At 53.9% G+C, this 19,254-nt stretch carries 17 protein-coding genes; 14 read left to right on the top strand and 3 right to left on the bottom strand.

Features of this window, described 5'->3' with window-relative positions:
• The first annotated feature begins 259 nt into the window (after nucleotides 1–259).
• From Pr1d_RS09400 to Pr1d_RS09335, 14 genes are all read left to right on the top strand, one after another.
• The gene (locus tag Pr1d_RS09400; RefSeq protein WP_148073290.1) at nucleotides 260–5,104 is read left to right on the top strand and encodes a S8 family serine peptidase; all 4,845 of its coding nucleotides are present in this window, start codon (nucleotides 260–262) and stop codon (nucleotides 5,102–5,104) included.
• 124 nt (nucleotides 5,105–5,228) lie between these two features.
• A complete protein-coding gene (locus Pr1d_RS09395) occupies nucleotides 5,229–5,801 on the top strand; it encodes an RNA polymerase sigma factor (protein WP_210417936.1) in 573 nt (190 codons plus the stop codon).
• Nucleotides 5,788–6,150, top strand: coding sequence for a hypothetical protein (locus Pr1d_RS09390; protein ID WP_148073289.1), 363 nt, complete (start codon nucleotides 5,788–5,790; stop codon nucleotides 6,148–6,150). The genes Pr1d_RS09395 and Pr1d_RS09390 overlap by 14 nt, the downstream gene beginning before the upstream one ends.
• Before the next feature lie 136 nt (nucleotides 6,151–6,286).
• Nucleotides 6,287–7,306 (top strand): type II secretion system F family protein, encoded by a 1,020-nt coding sequence (locus tag Pr1d_RS09385; protein ID WP_168205140.1) that lies wholly within the window; start codon nucleotides 6,287–6,289, stop codon nucleotides 7,304–7,306.
• A 30-nt stretch (nucleotides 7,307–7,336) separates the two neighbouring features.
• Nucleotides 7,337–8,545: a type II secretion system F family protein gene (locus Pr1d_RS09380; RefSeq protein ID WP_148073287.1), complete on the top strand. Its 1,209-nt coding sequence runs from the start codon at nucleotides 7,337–7,339 to the stop codon at nucleotides 8,543–8,545.
• A 5-nt stretch (nucleotides 8,546–8,550) separates the two neighbouring features.
• On the top strand, nucleotides 8,551–9,654 hold the full coding sequence (locus Pr1d_RS09375) for a type II secretion system F family protein (protein ID WP_148073286.1): 1,104 nt from the start codon (nucleotides 8,551–8,553) through the stop codon (nucleotides 9,652–9,654).
• Nucleotide 9,655: 1 nt separating this feature from the next.
• On the top strand, nucleotides 9,656–10,126 hold the full coding sequence (locus Pr1d_RS09370; protein ID WP_148073285.1) for a type IV pilus modification PilV family protein: 471 nt from the start codon (nucleotides 9,656–9,658) through the stop codon (nucleotides 10,124–10,126).
• Complete coding sequence (locus Pr1d_RS09365) at nucleotides 10,123–10,629, top strand: prepilin-type N-terminal cleavage/methylation domain-containing protein (protein ID WP_168205139.1); 507 nt, start codon at nucleotides 10,123–10,125, stop codon at nucleotides 10,627–10,629. The genes Pr1d_RS09370 and Pr1d_RS09365 overlap by 4 nt, the downstream gene beginning before the upstream one ends.
• Nucleotides 10,626–11,042, top strand: coding sequence for a hypothetical protein (locus Pr1d_RS09360; RefSeq protein ID WP_148073283.1), 417 nt, complete (start codon nucleotides 10,626–10,628; stop codon nucleotides 11,040–11,042). The genes Pr1d_RS09365 and Pr1d_RS09360 overlap by 4 nt, the downstream gene beginning before the upstream one ends.
• A 4-nt stretch (nucleotides 11,043–11,046) precedes the next feature.
• Nucleotides 11,047–11,895 carry a DUF1559 domain-containing protein gene (locus Pr1d_RS09355; protein ID WP_148073282.1) on the top strand — a complete coding sequence of 283 codons (849 nt, stop codon included), beginning with the start codon at nucleotides 11,047–11,049 and terminating at the stop codon, nucleotides 11,893–11,895.
• Nucleotides 11,896–12,000: 105 nt separating this feature from the next.
• Entirely contained in the window at nucleotides 12,001–12,567 is a 567-nt protein-coding gene (locus Pr1d_RS09350) for a hypothetical protein (protein WP_148073281.1), read from the top strand.
• A gap of 27 nt (nucleotides 12,568–12,594) precedes the next feature.
• On the top strand, nucleotides 12,595–12,921 hold the full coding sequence (locus tag Pr1d_RS09345) for a hypothetical protein (RefSeq protein WP_148073280.1): 327 nt from the start codon (nucleotides 12,595–12,597) through the stop codon (nucleotides 12,919–12,921).
• Nucleotides 12,914–14,716, top strand: a complete 1,803-nt coding sequence (locus tag Pr1d_RS09340) for a hypothetical protein (RefSeq protein WP_148073279.1) — start codon at nucleotides 12,914–12,916, stop codon at nucleotides 14,714–14,716. Before Pr1d_RS09345 ends, Pr1d_RS09340 begins: the two co-directional genes overlap by 8 nt.
• Nucleotides 14,717–14,728: 12 nt before the next feature.
• Nucleotides 14,729–16,210 (top strand): sulfatase family protein, encoded by a 1,482-nt coding sequence (locus Pr1d_RS09335; protein WP_148073278.1) that lies wholly within the window; start codon nucleotides 14,729–14,731, stop codon nucleotides 16,208–16,210.
• Nucleotides 16,211–16,252: 42 nt separating this feature from the next.
• Here Pr1d_RS09335 and Pr1d_RS09330 read toward each other — a convergent pair whose 3' ends face one another.
• Genes Pr1d_RS09330 through Pr1d_RS09320 form a run of 3 tightly spaced genes read right to left on the bottom strand, consistent with a single transcriptional unit; the run spans nucleotide 16,253 to nucleotide 19,221 of the window.
• Nucleotides 16,253–17,536 carry a thymidine phosphorylase gene (locus tag Pr1d_RS09330; protein WP_148073277.1) on the bottom strand — a complete coding sequence of 428 codons (1,284 nt, stop codon included), beginning with the start codon at nucleotides 17,534–17,536 and terminating at the stop codon, nucleotides 16,253–16,255.
• Between the two features lie 17 nt (nucleotides 17,537–17,553).
• Nucleotides 17,554–18,381: a purine-nucleoside phosphorylase gene (locus tag Pr1d_RS09325; RefSeq protein WP_148073276.1), complete on the bottom strand. Its 828-nt coding sequence runs from the start codon at nucleotides 18,379–18,381 to the stop codon at nucleotides 17,554–17,556.
• Nucleotides 18,382–18,384: 3 nt separating this feature from the next.
• Nucleotides 18,385–19,221, bottom strand: a complete 837-nt coding sequence (locus tag Pr1d_RS09320) for a purine-nucleoside phosphorylase (protein ID WP_148073275.1) — start codon at nucleotides 19,219–19,221, stop codon at nucleotides 18,385–18,387.
• Nucleotides 19,222–19,254: the final 33 nt, after the last annotated feature.

Raw genomic sequence — 19,254 nt, 5'->3', positions numbered from 1 at the left:
CCTAACGGAACAAACTTTTTCACCTGGAAGTAAGCAGCATTCTTCTGGCGAGCTTGTGTCGCCGGAAAGCTGTCCCAATTCAACCAGTGTCAACCGCTGCGGTTCTCTCCATAGGCTCAAGGTGCGCCTTCAGCTTATGGTCTTGGAACCGAGAGGGTGAATTAGTTAAGAGTCACGGCAGAAGACTTACGAACAGAGCTAGGGGATTTAACGCGAGCGGCTTCCTAGAGAAGTCCAACGAACTCGGGAAAAACTAAATATGTCACTGCTATTTAATCGCAATTCCAATTCATCTCAATCCTCCGCAAAGAAATCTCGTCGGCCTGCCGGAATCAGTCGCCGCCGGAGGCGCCAGCTCGGTTTTGAACCCCTGGAAGATCGCCGTGTGATGTCGGCTGAGTCGCCACTCTATGATCCGTTGGCCGGTCTTGAATCGCAGTCATATTCCAGCAAAACACAAGAGGGACAGCAACAGATTCTGGCCAATGAGTTATTTTGGCAGTCTCTCTATTCTAGCTTAAATCAAACAGAAGCCGTGACGAATGGGATCCCTACAGATCCGTTTCTTAATAGTCAGTGGCATCTGATTAATACGGCACAGGAGGTCGGAAACCCCGATTATCAACCTATCTACGGAGTTGCTGGCGAGGATATTAATGTCGCCCCCGTGTGGAACCAGAATATTTTTGGCAATGGTATCAAAGTAGGCGTCTTCGATTCTGGAGTGCAGACAACTCATCCCGATCTCGCCGGAAACATCGATCCCTTACTGCAATTTGATGCTCTTACTGGCGGCAGTGATGCCAACCCGAACCTGATTAATCCTGGGAACGCCCACGGTACGGCCGTTGCAGGCCTCATCGGAGCAATATCCAACAACGGATTGGGTGGCACGGGGGTAGCGCCCGGAGTGCAACTCGTGCCAGTTCGCTTGATCGATGCTGGTCAAACGGAGCAAGCGTTTATCGATGCTTTTCGTTTTGCTACGGATAATGGCCTCGACATTACGAATAACAGTTGGGGGCCAGGAGTGTCGCGCACGATTGCTGGTCCGACTCCTGCCCAACTACTTGCAATTCGAGACTCGATCGTTTTCGGACGTGATGGCAAGGGAATTATCCACGTATTTTCGTCGGGCAATAACGCAGGAACCGGCTTTCAGGCACCCGGCGGGTTTCAAGATATCGGGACCCTCGATAGTTCGGGATACAATGGATGGGTCAATTCTCGCTACACTATCGGAGTGACTGGCGTCGATCACGATGGGTTCTACGACAATGTGGATGGTACTTATACGGGCTATCCTGAAATTGGTGGCTCCGTCTTAGTTGCTGCTCCAACTGGCTCGAATGCCGCTTTGAATATTGCCACCGATACGGGGCTAGGTAGCGGTATATGGACGACCGACACTTTGGGCGAAACTGGCTACAACACGTCAGATAATACGGGAGCTCCTCTAGGGGACAGAGATTTTCTTGAAGATATCAATTTCACCTCGCGATTCAACGGGACGTCTGCATCAGCTCCCATCGTGAGTGGGGTGATTGCGCTGATGCTTGAGGCGAACCCAAATCTCACTTGGCGTGATGTCCAGGAAATCCTTGTTCGATCCGCAAGACAAAATGCCGAGTTTGGCGTACCAAAAAATGGTTCTGACCAGGGGTCTGGTACGGAGACCTTGAACACTTGGATCGTGAATCAAATGGAAGTATTCCATGATCCCGACCCTCTGGCATTGGGTGGATCACCGATTGAATCGACGTTGTTCCCTCGATTGGACCCCAATATCGACTTTGGTCAGGCTTACGCCCGGGAAGCTGCCGGCGGAGGAAACATAGCTCATTATGCCCCAGCACCTTATGCTCTGACCAATGGGGCTGGCTATACAGTCAGCATGGGTACAGGAACTAACGGTGAGCAAATTGGTTATGCCCACGGCGTAGTGGATGCTGAACTGGCGGTCCTATTGGCTCAACAGTGGGCGACTAAAAACCAGACATTGTCCCCTGAATTAACTTTTACAACATTCGTGACTACTGCAGGGAATGAGCTGGGTACTGGCGTCATTCCGGCAGCGGAAAAAGGCAATGAAGATAGTGGTTTTCAACTCGTCCCGGGCGGATTGTCAGGCGAGGCAGGTTTTATCGCCTATTGGAACGAATTCTTTGCAGATATGCCCGATTTCTCGCAGACCTTTAACAACCGTGGTGGTGGTGCATCGTTTTCGGTGCCTGCCAACAACAGCATGTCGGTGGAGACTGTTGAAGTAAAAATACATCTCTCAGGTGGTACTGCTGAGGCGTTAGACAATTTGAGAATACTACTTGTATCTCCTTCCGGCACGTCGACCGAACTGAACAACTACTACATAGAGCCCGATACTCCGTTTACACTGCAGAACAGTTCTCCCTCGAGATTCTTACTTGACGGTGCTTCTCCTACAGAACAGCCAGAGGATTTGATCGTCACCTTCAGCTCAAATCGGAGTTGGGGTGAACGGTCGGATGATGTGATCGTTATGGATGCCTCTACTAATGAACCGGTCATGGTGAACGGTGTTCCGCTGACGAGTGGTTGGCAAATCCATTTTGAGAACTACGGAAGTACAGAATTTCAACTTAATGCGATGGAGATGGCTTGGCACGGCAATCCTATTGAGCAGGATATCAATACGCCCACGCAACGTGTGCAAGGTCTGGTGGGCATCGACACCAATCAAGACAATGCTTTCAACTATAGTCGTGTCATTCAACAGAACACTGATACGGATGGAGTTTTGCGATATGGTGAGATTCAAAACTTAATCGATCCCAATCACGAAGACATGGCATCCAACGTGACAGTCGTCGCAAGACGTGCTAGCGATAATGCGATTGTCGATCAGTTTGTTACGGGGGCGGATGGCAATTATTATTTTGATCTTGTCCCGGATGAGTACATCATTTCTGTTGAAGATCCACTTGGCAGAAGTGCTATTGAAGATACACTCAGCCCGTCGAATATCCTGCAAGATTATCGTACGGAGTGGACTATCACATCCGACTTCTTCAAAGCGTGGGATTACAACAGTAGTTTAGAGGTCAATGTTGATGGCAGCGGAGTTCCCCTCTCCTTTAGTGGGACGCCAATTGCCAGCGGCATGAAGCATATCAACTTCCTCTTAGATCCCGGGCCACCTGTTGCTCCGCAGATCCAGTTCTCTGGCGTGGTGATGGCAGACCTCAATGGCGATGGGCTCTTCAATGGCACCGACGTAAACGTACCCAATGCGGTCGTGTATGCCGACACGAATCGCAACGGCCAACTGGATGCTGGCGAACAGTTTGTCCAGACAGGTGCCGATGGTCAATACAATTTGATCGTCCCCGCGACGATTGCAAGTGTCGTAAACATTGGAGTCCAAAAACCGGCTGGGTGGACCTTTATTGATCCGACATCAGGCGTTACTTCGATTTTTGGCGAGCCGGGGGATGTCTTCACCGGGATCGACTTTGACATCATGCCCCCGTTGGGAACCGGCGCGGGTAATGGAACCAGCCAGCCGGGCTACTTGATTGGTAATATTTATGAAGATGTGAATAACAACGGCACCCGCCAATCAAACGAGTTGGGGGTTCCCAATACGACAGTCTTTATCGATGCCAATAACAACGGCACACGGGAGATTGGCGAACCGCAAACGACTACGAACGTAAATGGGGCGTACATCTTTGCCAATGTCGCGCCAGGTATCCACCGGATCCGTGTGATTCCTACTGCCCCACTGATGTCGATCAATCCTGGCCCGGGCGTCCCGCGCGTAGTCACCTTGTCAGGCGGTGGAACCGTCTCGCAAATCGAATTTGGAATCGGTCTGGGAAATAATCCCAGCGGAGCGAATCTCGACTTTGGTGACTTGCCTGCTTACTACGGGATCACCACCCTCGCTGAAAACGGCGCTCGACATGGCAAGAGTGCCTACTTCTTAGGCTCTGTGGTCGATGTCGATCTCGATGGCAATCCTTCGGACCTTGCCGATGGTGACGACCTCACTAATTTCGACGACGAGGACGGAATCGTAGTTACACCTTTAATTCCTGGAACGACTGGCCAGTTGGTCGCAACGGCCAGTCGACATGGTGGCAATCTCCAAGGTTGGTTCGATTTCAACGACAACGGCGTATTCGAAGCATCGGAAAAAGTGATCTCGAACGTGGCCCTGTTGCCAGGTGCCAATAATGTCAGTTTCCAAATACCGGCGGACATGGAATTAAAGAACATCTATGCCCGATTCCGCTACGGCGAATATGGTATCAATAGCGTGACTGGTCCTGCTGTGATCGGCGAAGTCGAAGACTACTTAGTTCCACTGGATCCAGGGACAGTTCCGGCGGTAATCGAGAATGGTCCGGACTTTGACGAAGACGGCGACGTCGATGGTCGCGACTTCCTCGCCTGGATAAGGGGGTATGGCAAGTCCAGCGGCGCTGCCCCTAGCGATGGCGATTCCAATAGCGATGGGAAGGTGGATGGAGCCGATCTTCAGCAGTGGCAAACGGACTATGGGACTTCTTCTGCTCCACTTGTGGTAGCACTTACCACTGGTGGTGACGAGGATGAATCGGTCAACGATCCAGAATTGCCCTTAGCGGTCGCTCCGATTATTGTTCCCCAGACATTGAGTACCTTCTCGTCTGCAACAGAACTCAGCAATAGCGAATCGGGCACCTCGCACACTCCAGTCGTTATTAATGGAGTGTCTAATAGGGGTTCGAGCCTCAGTTCGAATGTGGCCGAGGTTTCAGCCCAAGAATCAACGGCTACACTCCCCAGTCAGCGGACTTTGAGTGCCGTGGCTAATGAAGTGGTCGGTCGTCGAACTTCACACCGGGCAACGAGTGGGCGAGTCGCAGCTCGTCTCGAATCCCATCGGATCGACCAGGTCTTTGAGCAATCGAGCGATTTGGCCGAGATCGGGTTGGCTCTGCGAGAAGGCATTCACGATCGTCGCTTGGCCGGCTTGCATCGCAGATTTGAGCATGAGCAGGTCGATTCCGAGGTAGACGGCAACGAAAATGCCTTCGATCTGGCTTTGAGCGAAGAGATCCTCTGGCGCGCGATGTAAGAGTCGATTCAAGAGCGAAGAGTCGAGATTCATGTGTCTGGCTCTTGACTCTCAGCTTAGCTTTTTTTGACATATTCTCAAAAAAGCTAGACAAATCCCCACGGATCGCGCATCCTCACACTTGATGGATGCTTCTCTCAATTTTTCTGAGCAGGTTCGCGGATGCGCTGAGCGTATGGCCGAGAGTGGGGTTTCGGCTTTGGGAGGCCTGTTTGATCTTACTTCGCAGCGACTGGTACGTTATGCGGCGACCATCACCCGCAATCAGCACGACGCCGAGGATGCTGTGCAAGGGACCCTGGTGCGAGTCGCGGGGCAGGTGAATCTGCTCCGCCACGCAACCGAGCCGTGGCCCTATCTGCTGCGGATGGTGCGAAATGAAGCTCTGGTGATCGTCCGTCAAAAGAAACGCTGGGTCATTCTCGCGAATTTGTCTGACCTCACGACGCGAAAGTTGGTGGACGAAGCCGAACGAGAAGAGTCGCACCAGGCGATTTGGGCTGCGCTAAGAGATATCCCCACCCACCAGGCTGAGGTCGTGGTGCTTAAGATCTGGGAAGAGATGACATTTGCTCAGATCGGCGAAGTACTGGAGGTTTCGGCGTTCACGGCCGCAAGCCGGTATCGCTATGGCATGGAAAAGCTGTCTCACAAACTCGTTTCCACTCAAATTGAGGTGACACATGAACGAGTTTGACTCCATCGAATTGCTTGAGGCGACCATTCGCCAGGCAGGCAACTACGTCCAGCCGACCGACGATCTCCGCCCCAAAACACTCGAGGCGGCTCGCGCGGCAACCTCCCAGCGGCGCACGAACTGGCGCGCCGGAAGCCTGGTTGCCGCGGTGCTCTTGGTGGCAGTGGCCCAGGCCTCGCCTTATTTTGACCGGCCCGACCCGAAACCCATCATGGCGACGGCAGTCAACCACGAATTTGCCTTACGGCAGCAAACGCTCGAGCGCGGCGTCAACTCCAGCTGGGCACTTTACGAGGCCTTCTGCGAACTACGCAGCAAACAGGCCCATCTCTTAAAAGATTCGTTGTAGTTTCGCGGATTTCTAAACAAATCTGTTGCCGCGGCGCATCTCCCTTCATAGCCATTGGCGTCAGGTCCATGGTTTTCTGTGGCGAGTCAACCATTGGCTTCCGCCAACGGCTACTAAATCCGTGATGATGACTGCTATGCCCACTGCCACTCTTCAAGATGTGCTTGCCATCAACCGCGAAATCGGTTCCTTGGCCGAGGCCGGTGTCCCCATTCGCTTGGGTTCCGCGGCCACATCGACGAAGCGCACCCTGGAGCAGATCGATGCGAGTCTCAAACTGCGGTCCAGCCTGGGGCAGGACATCCACGACGCCATTGCCGACAATCCCGATCTGCCGCGCCTCTATCAACACGCATTGCAAGCCGGTCTGTCGAGCGGCGGTTCAGAACTGACTCTCGCGGGGGTAACAGAAGAATCCGCGGCAAAGAACGAATTACGCAGTGCAATGGGCCGCGCTCTTGTCCAGCCATTGATCGTATTCGCCCTGGCATATTGCGGATTCATTTTGTTATGCACGTTGTTTGTCCCTGAATTGACTGACATGTACGAACAACTTCGCCAGGCGCCGAGTCTCCCCGTGCGTCTGCTCGAGTTCTGTCGCCAGACCATGCCAGTGTGGATACCGCTGGTACCAATCCTGGTGTTGATCGCGGTCTTCCTGTGGCGGCGCACCACAGTTGCTCCTCCTTGGTGGATTCCAGGGGCGCGCCGCTATGTAAAGACCGTCAAGCAGGCATTGTTTGCTGAGGAGCTTGCGCGGCTTGTCGAATCCAAGATGCCACTCGCTGAAGCGGCCGAGCTTGCAAGTGGCATCACAGGCGACTCCCATCTCATGGAAGCCTGTGCTGCACTGGAGAATGATGACCCCAGCCGTGCCGCAACGAGGCACGCAGCCCATCCGGAGAACTCTCAACTAGCAGCTTTGCCACCACTATTACGCTGGGCTCTGACCGGAAATCTGGGAGAGCAGTCACTCCCAGGAGTACTACGCTTCGCAGCCCAGACGTATCGTCAATCGGCCCAGCGATTGGCCACCGTTTGGCAGACGGCGCTACCGATTTTGCTCGGCAGTGTACTCGGGGGAGCGATCGTACTGGTGTACGGACTGAGCGTGTTTTTGCCCTATATCCAAATGATGAGAGACTTGTCGGGATAGAACCCGTAGGGTGGGCAGTGCCCATCCCAAATGAACATGCTCGAATTTGAATACCAAGCTTTGAACTCTGAAGGGCAATCGACTTCCGGTCGCATTGCCGCGGAAAGTGCTGCGCTGGCGATAGCCGAATTGGAAAAGCAAGGACTTGCAGTACAAGCCCTGCGGCAATTGGAAACTACTGAATCTGCCATAACCCCGGATGTGGTACTGCCACCTGCGCCTCAGGATGACTGCGAGCGTGTACTGCGGGAACGTGTCGGTCAACTCATTGCCCAGCGCGATGTGCTGGGCCCGGCGCTCTTGGCGTTTGCTGCAGAAATGCCCGCCGGCCGACCACGGCGTGAGATACAGAAGCTCGCCACGCAGTTGAACGAGGGAGTCGGTGCCGAAGAGATCGTGCGCGGTAGTGATCTGTCCGTGTTGCTACCCCTCTTGGGCGACGATGCGATGCAGGGTTCCCACCGCTCACTCGACAATCTCCTGGCAGAATCCGCACTGAGAAACCGTACGCGAACAGTCTTCTTACGGACATTCTCTTACCCGCTGATCGTCTTGCTAGTTGCTGGTGCCGTTTTGATTTTCTTAGGGGCAGTAGTCGTCCCCACCTTTAGCGACATTTATGATGATTTCGATCTTCAATTACCCGGCCTGACCAAAGGGTCGGTCCTCCTATCGAAAGAACTCCTCTTTCATCCGCTCCGTCTGCTTGCAGAAATTGCAATCTTAGTTGGAGGTGCCTATTTGGCGTTCAACGCGCTCAGATACTGGGGACTCCCAGGCCGTCTGCTGGGGGATATTACCTCTGGCAACTCAAGCCAGGTAACTTCCTATGAGATCTTCACTCGCACATTGGCCGAATCTCTGAGCGCAGGCTTTTCGCTCTCCTGTGCGTTGCGGCTGGCCGGCCAGAGCAGCAATCAACGTTGGTTGCGCAAGGATTCGGAGAGTTTGGCTGTGGCTGCTCAGGACGAATGGTGCCTCCCAGAAACAGTAGTCAGCGAGACGCGCCTGCCTGCAACGGTCGCTCACGCCTTGCGAGCTGGACCGTCTGGAGCACCAAGTCTGCCGCTTTTGCGAGAGGTGGCTGAAATGTATGCAGAGCGGGTTCGAAACCGACTTGATTGGAGCACTGGTTTCATTCCCCAGTTCACAATTCTATTGGTGGGACTCGTCGTGGCGGGAGTTGTTTTTGCCCTTTATCTACCATTGGTCACCCTGATTAAGGGTCTCACAGGATAAATCTTTTGCAAGCTCATTTCCCCACCTTTGCACGAGTCAAACATGCCTTGCGACGGCTCTCGCCGGTGCTGACCACTCCTTGGTGGCCAGCGGATAGGATTGCATCAAAACAGCGGTCCTTGCTGAGAATTCTTCGAGTAGCGGCAACCGAACGACTGGAGGCTGCTCCGCTGGTCGCGAGTTTGGCTGCGGAACATCGCTTTCGTTTTCGCCGCCGCTTGCGCTTGCTAGCCAGGCGATTGGCCGCTGGAACGCCGCTAGCCGATGCCTTGGAGCAAACCCCGGGAGTAGTCTCCGACGAACAGCAGTTAGCAATTCGATTAGGCGATCAATCAGGCACCTTACCAGCTGTCCTTACCAACCTCCTGGAGCGAGAAGACACGACTGCCAAACAAGTGGATATGCGCGTCCGGCAATTAGGATTCTATGCGACGATTACTATGACCATATTTGTGCTTGTACTGAGCTTCATCATGATCAAGATAATGCCTAGTTTCCAAGCAATTTTTGATGACTTCTCTTTGGATTTATCCGACCCCACGATCTGGATGATTCGTGTAAGTAATTGGGCAGTAAACTATTGGTATCTGATAGCCATCGTAGTCGCTGGCTTCCTATGGCTCATTCGCTCAGAAAGGGCTCGTCGCTTCTGTCGCCGGAACATATGGTCGCGACTTTTGCCTCCGATTGCCCAGTTGCGCTCGGCAGATTTATTGAATTTGCTATCCGTCTCCGTCCGGTCCGGGCGACCCCTGGCCGGGTCATTGTCTACGTTGGCCCGATATCACTACGACACACTCATGCGGCACAAGCTGTTGTTCGTCCGCAACGAAATCGAGCAAGGGGCTGACATCTGGGAGAGCATGGCTACGGCTCACCTCTTAACTCCACCAGAATCTCGAGCACTCAATGACTCTACCTCGCCTCAGTCACGTGCCTGGTCCATGTCGCAGCTGGCACGGTTGAGGCGGGACCGTGTGGGAGGTCGAATTGAAATCGTCGTCATGCTTCTCCAGACACTAGTGATTCTGATTATGGCCGGGGCGGTATTGATGGTAGGCCTAGCTTGTCTTACACCGCTCATTGATTTGGTATCGGGACTCGCGTGAAATGATTAGATCAAGGTTTTATCGCATTGCAGAACGACCACGCCTGGTCGTTGTTTCGAAGACGGGCAAGAGTGGCCGTCCTACGCGCCACGGCATCACGATGACGGAATTGCTCGTGGCCGCCACGCTTTTGATTGGTGCGATGTCGTTCGCTGGACCGTTGGCCGTGCGGAGTGGTCGATTGCAACAAGACGCACGGCATTACCAGTCTGCACTCGAGGAAGTTTCCAACCAGTTAGAACGACTCACCGCACTGGAGGACGAAGAACGTGAAAGGGCACTTGCAGACCTAACGCCGTCTCCCATAGCACAAGCCTCGCTGCCGAATCCGCAACTTTCGGCCGAAACGATTGACGACTTCGATGGCCTGCGTCTCGTAATACGAATTCAATGGGATCGACTGGGCCAGCCGAAACCCTTGGAGCTCGTCGGCTGGATCGAGCCCCCTCCCTTAGCGAAAGAAACACCATGAGACATCACAACGGCTTTACGCTCATCGAGGTGATGGTATCCATCTCTGTCAGCAGCGTCCTGATGGTATTGTCGCTGGGGATGGTGCATCGCGTAATGAATCTGGAATCGAGTTCTCGCGATCAGGCCCGGGTGAGTCGATCAATGACGAGGCTAGGCCACGATTTTCGCAGCGACGTGCAACGATCTTCTGCCGTTGAAACCGATCATGAAGCTGTCCTAGAACTGACTTTTGCTGACGGAGCGGTCGTTACCTACCGAGTGCTCGATGAGCATGTGCTCCGTGAACAGGCTGTGGATGATTCCCGCACTCGGCGTGAATATTACAATCTGCCGGCGGACGCAGACGTCGAATTTACTGAGCATGTTTCACCCACCCGCTGGGAAATCTCTGTCACTCGCGACTTGAAGTTGGTAGGAATCGCTCCTCGGCCACTGCTACAAACCATGGCTGAAGTGGGACGACTCCTGCGATTGGCCGGTCTGCAGGAGGTGAAACAATGAGCGGACGATTCAGAATACTTCTCGCAAGACCTGCCAGTCAGTCGGGCGCGATCCTGATCTGCGTTCTGGCCTGCCTGGCGATCGTGACGGCGATGGTCACGGCGACGATCCGCTCGGCGTTGCGGTCCCATGTCGAAGTCCGCAGCCAGCGCGACCTGCGCCAAACCGAGCTGGTGCTTGAAGCGGGTATCCTGCGGGCTCGGCAACAGGTGGCCGCAAGTAGGGACTACGCAGGGGAAATCTGGCAGTTGGCTGACGAAGTTTTGCCCGGTGACACACCTGCCACGATAGAAATCTTGGTAAGAGATCGCAGCATCGCGGTCACAGCCCGACTTGGTTCCAACTTGCAACAGCTTACCCAACGTTCTTTCGAATTTATGTTTGACGAACCTTCTCCCTCCAACAAGGAGTAATATCATGAAAAAATCAGAAAAAGCTTTTACTTTAGTAGAACTTCTGGTGGTGATTGCCATCATCGGCATCCTGGTCGCACTGCTGCTCCCCGCAGTCCAGGCGGCGCGCGAAGCAGCTCGGCGTACCGGATGCCTCAATAACATCTCACAATTGGCACTTGCCACGCACAACTATGAATTTGGAGTCGAGCATCTCCCTGCGGGGGTGATCAATCCGACCGGTCCAATCCGCAGCGAACCCGACGGTCAAAAGGTGAGCTGGATCGTGCAAATCCTCCCCTACATGGAAATGAGTACCGTCTATGAACTTTTCGACCAAGAGGCGGGCGCCTTCGCGCCGGTGAATGCTCCCATTCGAGCGGTCTCCGTTTCGCTGTTGATGTGCCCTTCATTCCCTGGTAGCGAGAAAAATCAAGACGAAACAATCGCCTTTGGAACCTACGCTGGTTGCCACGATGGGAGCGAAACACCAATCGACGATGACAACAATGGAGTAATGTTTCTCAATAGTAACATCCGCTACAGCGACATTCTCGATGGCAGTTCACAGACTTTGCTAATAGGGGAGATGATGCCGTTGGAGAGCAGTCTCGGCTGGGTAAGTGGCACCCGGGCTACTTTGCGTAACACAAGCAAGATCGAGAGTCGCTATCGGTGGTCTCAACGAAACAAAGAGGCTGAGTCTGATCCACCAGGACCTTTGGAGGTCGGGGGTTTCGATAGCGCTCATCCTGGAATTGTGAACATCGCTCTAGCTGATGGATCCAGTCGCGCATTGAACGTAGACACTGACGAGAAAGTGCTCGAACAATTGGGCAATCGCGCCGATGGTGTCTTGCAGAAGGAGTATTGATTGCTGAAAATCGCTGCCTTGCTAACCATTGGCTTGCTGCCAATGGCTATAAAGGAGTACAATCACTGAGTGCGACGATTTTCACCGACTCAAAGGAGGCTCGTCATGAAAACTCGCTACTTGGCATTGGTATTCGCCGCGACAATAGCTGCCCCCGCTAAGGCACAAATTACTTACCAGCAGACAGTTCAGTTGCCCACATTTCATTATTTTGGCGTTTCGACTACTGTCGTTGTGCCGACCGGCGGAACTGCCTCTCTTGGAAGTATTGGTGGCAGTACGCGAACTCGGTTTGATCGAGTGGGCAATCGCTCTCTGGGCACGAGTTCTTTCTCTGGCTCTCTCTCTATGAGCGCAACGGTGATCGATTTGGCCGAAATGGACCGGGAAGTCCTAGCCGAGGCCGCTCGCCGTCGAGGGGCAGATGTTGATGTCGTGGGTCGTCCTGTGGACGCTGAACCCAATGCGGTGAATTGGCTAGAAAATCAGCGAGCCGCCACCTATTTGCGCAGGGGTCGCACGGCGGAAGCGGCAGGCCAGCCAGAAGTCGCCCGCGTCTTCTATCGCAAGGTCGTTAAGAATGGCAATGCAAGAGAGAAGCGAATTGCCAAGGCAAGTCTAACGCGGATTGATTCCGCCCAGGTGGCGCGCCACAATGAGAAGGTTCGCTAAACCCTTCGCTCTCTGAAGAGCTACCTCATGCCTGTCAACAAATGGAAGAACCCCTTTTACACCCTGCTGATCCCCGTGGGGATGGTGTTTGTCGTGACCGTGTTCGCCTATGGTTTTATGGCCTTTCTGGCAGTAAACGGCACGAACGTCGAAGCCACCAGCCAGGCAGATCATCCCCTCTTTGCTTGGCTAGATAAGCATGGCACCCAGTTGGTGCTCTGGGAATTGGCCGTGTTGGGTGTGCTAACCGTTGGAGCAATCGCCACCGATAGTTGGTGGATCAAAAAGGCTTCGAAGGATAGTGCAAAGAACGAACTGCACGAAAATGTTTTCGGGAAACAGCCCAGTGAATAGGATTCGGTATTCACTTCCGCTCTTGGCCGGATTGTTACTTTCAGGAGAAGCGCATGCAAGCCGATCGGCATTGTGGCCGGGGTTTGTGTCTTATGGATCGCAGAATGAGCAGGTTCGAGAGATCCGCTTTGCCGAAGATACCCGCGCGATTGTCTTAGCCCCAGCGGCGGATCGAATTGATCCAGATCTGCCCATTCTACTAATCCTCTATGCCACTCCCAACGGCAACACGGCTGAGCAAACTCTTGGATACCAGTTGAAGGAAGGCATGGATTGGCACTTTGATATTCAGCACGCCGCGGCCCAGTGGAGACAATTTGCTTCGTTGGAAACTGAACGAACGATCGTGCTGGCTTGTGTGCAAGCCAACTGCCTCAGCTGGCCCAGTTGGAAAAGCCAACGAACGAATGGGCCGCAGACTATCCGCCAGATGGTTGATTCCTTGGCCGCCAGCCTCCCCAGCGATGTAGTTCGTATCGCACTCACCGCTCATAGTGGTGGAGGCAGTTTTCTGTTTGGCTACCTGGATGCCGACGAGGAAATCCCCGGCACAATTGAACGTATCGCCTTTCTTGACGCGAATTATGGCTTTGACGCTGCCCAGCATCATGGAGATAAACTGCACCATTGGCTGGAGTCCGATCCTACGCATCACCTGGTTGTGCTGGCCTATGATGATCGCGAAATCGAGCTTAATGGCAAGAAAGTCGTTAGTCCGACTGGTGGGACGTTTCGCGCAACCCAAAGAATGCTGGAGGACCTAAAGACAAAGTTTGCTATCGATGAAAGTGCTCGAGTTGAATTCAAGAGATCTGAAGGTCTTGATGGCCAGTTCACAGCACTCGTTCATCCCAATCCAGACAACCTGATCTTACATACTCGACTGGTAGGTGAGATGAATGGCTTGCTCGCGGCGCTCACGATAGGAACGGCGAACGCCGCCACGTGGGGCGACTTGGCATCACCTCGGACTTATAAGACTTGGATTGAAGAGCAGCCGCTTTTGCCCGCCAATTGGCAGGGGGTTGCTCCCGCAGTGCAGCCTCGGCGAGTTGGGGCATCGAGTGGAACAGCAATCGTACAGACCTTGCTCGATGTTGATCGTGCGCAAGGTGAATCGATACTTGCCGAGGAAATTTTGCAAGGCAATCTACCGGACTGGTGGCGTAGCTTTGAGAAGATTTCGGCAGAGATTCAGAACGACTCTGGGGAGAGCCACCAAATAGTCTATCGCGTATCACCTGATTACTTGGCAGTTGGCGGAGATGAGGATTCTGTTCGCGTTCCATTAACTCCCCACGCAGCCCAGTTCTTGGCCGACATGTTGGGATGTGTCCTGCCAACGAGAAAAATGGTGGATGACATAAACACTGCAGCTAGGGTGAAATTGAAACCCCTTCCATTGACTGAAGACCGCGAATCGTGGGCCACTTTTTGCCAACACAATCAGCTAATCCAAGATCAATTGCCAAACGATGCACCGGGGAAGATAACCTCAGGTATCAAGAAGGATGTCGTAGTGACCAAGGAGCTTGTCAATCGTCCTGGCCATGTCGCTATCTACGGCTGGCATCGCCTCGATGGCAATCCGATCCAGCCTCTTACGACCGTGCATGTCGATTGGTATGTCGACTATAGCCACGGCATTCGCCTGATCGATCAATGGGCAGAAGTTGATGGTGAACCGATGCGGATCGAAGATGTGCTACGTGATGAGATGCTCTGTAAATTATTGAGTGACGAAGGCCCCCTTTCGCAGACGAAATATCAATCTTTCAAGAAAGAAAAAGAATAAGGCATCTTAAACATGAACGGACGTTATCCCAGATTTCTTGTCTTGCTTCTAGCCGCATGCATCGTCTGTCTGGGACAGCTTCAAGGCGCACGTGCGGAGCAAGAGTCGGCGACAGACTTACCGAACATCGTCGTTATCTTTATCGACGATATGGGCTATGCCGATATTGGTCCATTCGGTGCCACCGAGTATCCCACGCCCAACCTGGACCGGATGGCCAGCGAGGGCCGCATCTTCACCGATTTTCATGCGGCCACGGCCGTTTGCTCTGCTTCACGGGCGGCCCTGCTCACAGGGTGCTATCCCGAGAGGGTGAACATTCTCGGTGCGTTGTCGCCTGATGCGAAGTTCGGCCTCAACAACGATGAGTTGACGTTGGCCGAGGTTTGCAAACAGCGTGGATATGCCACGGCGATATTCGGGAAATGGCACCTAGGGCATCTACCGCCTTTTCTTCCATTACAACATGGTTTTGATGAGTATTTCGGCCTGCCGTACTCCAACGACATGTGGCCCCAGCATCCAGATATCGTAAATCTTCCACCAGAAACTAGAAGGCGAAAGCAACGCTATCCAAACCTTCCCCTGTTTGACGGCAATCGAGTCGTTGACGAAGAGGTAACCGCTGAAGACCAGGCCCAATTGACGACTTGGTACACCGAGCGGGCAGTCGACTTTATAAACCGCAACGCGAAACATCCATTTTTTCTCTACGTACCCCACTCGATGGTCCATGTGCCCCTGTTCGTATCCAGTAAATTTCGCGACAAGAGTGGAGGCGGCCTCTATGGTGATGTTGTGATGGAAATTGACTGGTCCGTGGGTCAAATCCTCGACGCCATTTCAAAAAATAAACTCGACGAAAAGACGCTGGTCGTCTTCACCTCAGATAATGGACCTTGGCTAAACTACGGCAACCACGCGGGCTCGGCCAAGCCATTGCGTGAGGGAAAAGGGACCATGTTCGAGGGGGGGTATCGAGAACCCTGCATCATGCGCTGGCCGGGGAAGATTCCCGCTGATACGAAATGCGACGAGTTTGCAACCACTATGGATTTGCTCCCCACCGTGGCGGATCTGATTGGAGTCAAACTGCCAGCAGACCGAATTATCGACGGCAGAGATATTTTGCCGCTTATGTCTGGCGAACCGGATGCTGTGAGTCCTCATGACATGTTTTATTGCTATTATGGGGGCGAATTGCAGGCAGTCCGCGATCCTCGCTGGAAGCTGCACTTTCCACATCAATATCGAACTTTGGCTGGCAAGCGAGGCGGAGTAGATGGCACGCCCGTTCCTTACAGCCAACGCAAGACGGGGTTGGAGCTCTATGACTTAAAGAACGACGTGGCGGAGACGCACAATGTGGCTCGCCGACACCCGCAGATTGTCGCGCGACTGAAGGCGGGTGCCGAAAACGCCCGAGCGACGCTTGGTGACAAACTTACACAACGCGAGGGTTCCCAGGTCCGCCCACATGGGACTGCTGAGTGAGGATGGGAATAGCCGCCTTTTGCTCCATCGTTTGGCGACAAGCTAACTCACTCGATCCAGAATCAGTGGGCCGACTGTGGGTGGTTCATCGGAGATTTGAACCGCCGAGAGAAACAACTCTCGCCCCTCGTCGGCCACGTTAGCCGGTGAAAAGAGTCTGGCAAGCGACTGACCGACTTCTACCTTGTCACCGAGCCTGACCAGCATCTCGAAACCTGTGGAAAGATCAAGGACATCCCCTAGTTTCCTTCGTCCGCCTCGCATGGCGATCACTGCCTGGCCGAGTTTTTCCGTATCCATGGAAGCGATGTAGCCGCCGCGCCCTGCAGCGACGTCGCTCGCCGGCGCAACCTCTCGAGAAGCATCGAGATTGCCACCCTGGGCAGCGACCATCTGGGCAAATTTTTCTCGTGCCGCACCAGAATCGATAGTTTTTTGAAGTTGCTTGCGAGCCGTCTCGATTGATTCGGATTTCTTCGTGGAAAGCAACAACTCCGCTCCAAGAGCAAGTGTCACTTCCATAAGATCCTCAGGGCCCTCCCCTTCCAAGGCAGCCACCGATTCATCGACTTCAACCGCGTTGCCTACCATCCGGCCCAGAGGCTGATTCATGTCCGTTAGCACTGCCGTGGTTGCTACGTTCATCCGGCGACCCGTCGCGACCATCGACTCAGCCAGGTCTCGCGCAAGCTCCGCCGTCTTCATGAAGGCTCCGCTGCCGAATTTCACGTCGAGTACCAAAGCATCGAGCCCTTCGGCCAGCTTTTTGCTCATGATGCTCCCCGTGATGAGCGGAATCGAGGGAACCGTACCGGTCACATCGCGCAGTGCATAAAGCTTTCTATCGGCGGGCACCAGATCGGAGGTGGCACCGCTGATCACGCAGCCTACATTCTCGGTGACGGCTCGCATTTCATCCATCGAAAGATCGGTGCGGTAACCAGGAATCGATTCGAGCTTATCGAGAGTGCCACCTGTCGCTCCTAGTCCTCGGCCCGAAATCATTGGCACCTGCAAATCGCAGCAGGCAAGCATCGGAGCAAGGGGCAGCGAGACCTTATCGCCGATACCACCGGTCGAATGTTTGTCGACTTTCGGCAGGCCACCCGCAGGCCACTCGAAACAGGCCCCTGATTCAAGCATGCTGTCCGTGAGCGCAGCGATTTCCGCCGTGGTCATCCCGCGGAGGTAGATCGCCATGGCCATGGCAGACATCTGGTAGTCGGGTATGTCACCGCACGCGTATCCGGCGATGAACTCGCCAATCTCTGTAGCAGAAAGTTCTTCACCGTCACGTTTTTTGGCAATCGTCCAAACCGGATTCATGGAACTTTCGAGGCCTTTCAATCTGAGAGTGTTGCGACCACACCTTGAACGATTTTCGTCAGTTTATCCGTAGCCAACTTTGCCGCGGCAATTACGTCATGACCAGAAGTTCCGTTGGGAGCATCGGGGGAACCAACATTCGTGATTGTCGATAAACCAAGTACTCGCATGTCGGCATGGCGAGCTGCAATTACTTCGGGCACAGTAGACATCCCCACCACATCGGCGCCTAAGTAGCGTGCCATGCGATATTCGGCACGGGTTTCGTAGGTGGGACCCAACATGGCTAGGTAAACCCCCCGATGCAACGGGAAGTTATGCTGACGAGCAATCTTAGTGGCGGTTTCCTGCAAATCGAGATCGTAGGGGGCTGACATATCCGGGAATCGCGGTCCTAGATCATCGTCATTCACACCAATTAGCGGATTGTTGAAAAGCAAGTTGATCTGGTCGTCGATCACCATCACGTCGCCAACCTTATAACGAGGATTCACCCCTCCGGCAGCATTAGACACAATCAATGTGTCGGCTCCTAAAGCACGCGACAGGCGCGTGGGCTGCGCTGCCTGCTGGGCGGTGTAACCCTCATAGAGATGAAACCGACCTTGAAACGCGACGACGGGTACGTCGGCTAGATGGCCGCATACCAAACGCCCCTTATGGCCGAGAGCAGTGGTGCGGGGGAAATGGGGAATTTCGGTGTAGTCGAGCGATTGGTCTACATCGATCTTCTCAGCTAAATCCGCCAACCCTGAGCCGAGCACGATCCCTGCTCGAGGCGTGATATCCCACCGCTGGCGGACTGCATCAGCAGCGGCTGCGATCTGTTTGGCCACTTCTTGCATCGCCTAATTTCCTCGCGATCGCTCGTGGGCCAACACACCCAACACGAGGGCACGGAGCTTCGGTTCTGCAGAATTCGCCACTGCTATGATTTCTTCTACATTGGCTGGCTTCAGAGAGTCTGGCAGACACATATCGGTAACGACCGAAAGCCCAAACACTCGCATCCCACAATGGACCGCGACAATCACCTCAGGCACCGTGGACATGCCGACAACGTCGGCCCCTATCTGTCGGAGAAAACGATACTCGGCCCGAGTTTCCAGATTGGGCCCGGTAACGGCCACCATCACGCCACGCTGCACGGGGAAATCCTCGCGGCGGGCGATCTCCTGGCCGAGCGAGATCAGTTCGGAAGTATAGGGAGCACTCATGTCCGGAAAACGAGGCCCCAAGCGATCATCGTTGATGCCAACTAAGGGGTTGTCTCCCATGAGGTTGATTTGATCGTCGATAATCATCACGTCGCCGGGCAAATAGTACGGATTCAGCCCGCCGACGGCATGCGTAACAATCATCAACTCAGCACCCATTGCCTTCATCACCCGCACCGGGAGAGTGATCTGCTTGAGGGGGTAACCTTCGTATTGATGAAAGCGCCCTTCCATGGCCATCACGGGAACGCCTTCCAAGATCCCACAAACCAATCTTCCCCGGTGGCTGACAGCGGTTGAGCTTGGAAAGTTGGGGATCTTTTCATAGTCGATCGCCAAGGCTCCTTCGATACGATCGGCAAATCCTCCGAGGCCGGTCCCCAAGATGATACCCGCTCGAGGCGTATGATCCCATTGCTGTCGAATCGCTTCGGCAGCCGCTTGTGCTTGATCGTAGAGTTCTAACATGCAGTAAATCTCAAATTGAATGATATCGAAGAA

This window comes from Bythopirellula goksoeyrii (assembly GCF_008065115.1).
Lineage (GTDB): Bacteria > Planctomycetota > Planctomycetia > Pirellulales > Lacipirellulaceae > Bythopirellula > Bythopirellula goksoeyrii.
This window is presented reverse-complemented; position numbering and strand designations above follow the sequence as displayed.